Annotated in this window: 3 protein-coding genes and 1 pseudogene; all 4 read left to right on the top strand. The window is 40.1% G+C overall.

Features of this window, described 5'->3' with window-relative positions:
- Positions 1-314 (top strand): annotated as a pseudogene (locus tag IQR33_RS31190) (hypothetical protein); the annotation flags it as partial.
- A gap of 97 nt (positions 315-411) precedes the next feature.
- Entirely contained in the window at positions 412-765 is a 354-nt protein-coding gene (locus IQR33_RS31185) for a DUF1428 domain-containing protein (protein WP_017821465.1), read from the top strand.
- A gap of 129 nt (positions 766-894) precedes the next feature.
- The gene (locus IQR33_RS31180) at positions 895-1521 is read left to right on the top strand and encodes a LysE family translocator (protein WP_064368474.1); all 627 of its coding nucleotides are present in this window, start codon (positions 895-897) and stop codon (positions 1519-1521) included.
- Positions 1522-1848: 327 nt separating this feature from the next.
- The gene (locus IQR33_RS31175) at positions 1849-2475 is read left to right on the top strand and encodes a LysE family translocator (RefSeq protein ID WP_005377098.1); all 627 of its coding nucleotides are present in this window, start codon (positions 1849-1851) and stop codon (positions 2473-2475) included.
- The last annotated feature ends 59 nt before the right edge of the window (positions 2476-2534 follow it).

The raw sequence follows: 2534 nt of genomic DNA, 5'->3' as shown, positions 1-2534 counted from the left end.
ATGAGCTTAACGCTTTAGGTTCACTTAACGATAAATGCAATATTGTATCTATTGGCTCTACAGCAGAGCTTTCAGAAAGTAGTGAATACCCTGCATTCACCCTCAGTAAAAGATTACTCAAAGATATTTCTAGCCAGCTGCAAAACGTTTATCGTGATTACCGCTTTACTCACCTTACAATAGGTGGGATCGGGCATGCTGAAGAGGAACGTATTGAGTATTCGAGTGTTTTGGAGATTATAAATATGCTAACCAAGCTTGATCCAAACACATACCTTTCAAATATGCATATAAAGTCCAAGCTAGGAATGTAGGTCTCAAGCTGTATTACGTACCTGCTTCTATGGTTTGGCATCATGTGCATTCTTTTTATTGAGCTATGGTTATAACTCCAATGAAAGGAGTTTACTTATGTCATACATTGATGGGTTTGTCGCTGCAGTGCCGACAGCGAATAAAGAAAAGTATATCGCACACGCAAAAATAGCAGCAGAAATGTTCAGGGAGTTTGGGGCCTTAAAGGTTGTTGAGACGTGGGGGAGTGAAGTACCAGATGGTGAGATCACATCATTTCCCATGGCAGTTAACGCTGAAAGCAACGAAACCGTTGTGTTTTCGTGGGTAGTCTGGCCTTCAAAAGAAGTTCGGGACTCAGGGTGGCAGCGGATCATGGGTGATCCTCGAATGAGTCCAGACAATAACCCAATGCCCTTTGATGGAAAGCGTCTCATTTATGGCGGATTTGATGTTATTTTGGAGCAGTAAAATACCAAAGAATCTCAACTCGATTCGTGACACTTGGTGTTTTAATCAGTATTACGCTTCTGATGTACGTTCAATAGAGTATTCCGCGATAAGTGTTGATAAAACTCCACTTGGAGGCTTAGAGTAAAAATGGAAGAGATAAATTATTCACTGATTGTCGTATCAGCTATCGCTGCCATCGCTAGCCCCGGACCTGCAACTCTTGCGATAGCAGGCACGTCAATGAACCACGGTCGACGCTTTGGAGGGTATTTGGCTGCAGGTGTTTTAACGGGGTCTTTATTTTGGTCAACCTCAGCCGCTTTTGGTCTCGCAACCATACTCTATAGCAATGTTTGGCTTTTTGAAATTCTTAGATATTGTGGGGCATTTTATCTTTTATTTTTGGCTTTAAAGTCCGTACATTCTGCCTGCAACATCGATCAGCTAAAGTTACCCAAAACATACGTAACGACAGAGAAGGGTAACTACTTAACCGGAGTGTTAATTCACTTAACTAACCCAAAAGCTATTCTGTTTTTCGGTGCGCTTTATTCGATAGGAGTTCCTCCTACGGCCAGTCCGTTGGAATTGTTGTCGGTCATTTTTGTTGTGGGGCTGGTTAGTGCTTTAGTTTTCTTTGGCTATGCTTTTCTTTTCGCGTATAAAAAGGTCAGGCAAACCTATCTCAGATCCAAAGCAGTTTTTGAAGGCGTGTTCGCGTTATTTTTTGGTGTGGCAAGCATTAAGTTGCTGCTTAGTGAGGCAGGAAAATGAAGCACAAAAGGCTTGAAGAAATAAGAATAGATAATCTATCTGATTTGACGGTCTATTAAGTATACTAAGTAGCCGATTTGTTAACTTCCATAAGAGCTGCTGGCTAGAAAAAGCTTACAACCAAATGATGCTAAATATTATCATTCAAAGGGCTAACAAAGGCCCATAATTTAATTCGTATCACTGTTCATGATTGTGCTCTTCGTGCAGTGCTGTAGTATTAGTAACGTGTTGTTAATACTAAATATAACCAATTGAAACCTGGACGTTGCATTACTTGTAGTTCGATGAAATGTTATCCCGCAAGACGTTAATTTGGAGAAAAGAATGGATTCAAACTCACTATTATTATTTGTTGTCGCTTGTCTCGCTATCAACATGATTCCTGGACCTGATGTAATTTATATTGTTTCCAATACAATGAAAGGTAAATTATCTGCTGGGCTGAAAGCGGCTCTGGGGCTTGGTGTTGGTTACTTTTTTCATACACTAGCGGCATGTTTAGGTTTGTCAGCAATAATTCTGAGTTCATCTTTGGCTTTTAGCGTTGTTAAATGGTTAGGGGCCGCTTACCTAGTTTATTTAGGTGTTCAGTCATTACTGTCCATGTGGCGTGGAGAAAGTAAAATCGTTGAAAACAAAAATGTTGATAATAATAAAAATGTGTTTGTTCAGGGAGTTATCGTCAGCGTCTTGAATCCAAAAGTAGCGCTATTCTTCCTATCATTTCTGCCTCAATTTATTGATACGTCTGCAAGCTCAACATCAATGCAATTATTAGTACTTGGCTTGCTGTTCAGCGTACTTGCGACGACATGTAACGTTTTGTACGCATCTGTGGGTAATTGGGTATTTAGTCGTCCACACTCTCAGCGTTATTCAAGAACTCTTGAAGGTGTTTCAGGTATTCTACTTATCAGTCTAGCGAGTAAAGTGGCATTTAGTGATCGTTAGATACAGGGCATTTTATTCTCGTGATTATTATATGGCTAATGTTTGCTCAATCTATACGT

The organism is Vibrio sp. OPT46, assembly GCF_015163535.1.
In the GTDB taxonomy this organism is placed as follows: domain Bacteria; phylum Pseudomonadota; class Gammaproteobacteria; order Enterobacterales; family Vibrionaceae; genus Vibrio; species Vibrio alginolyticus.
The sequence above is the reverse complement of the archived record's forward strand: the minus strand, read 5'-3'. Positions and strand labels throughout refer to the sequence as shown.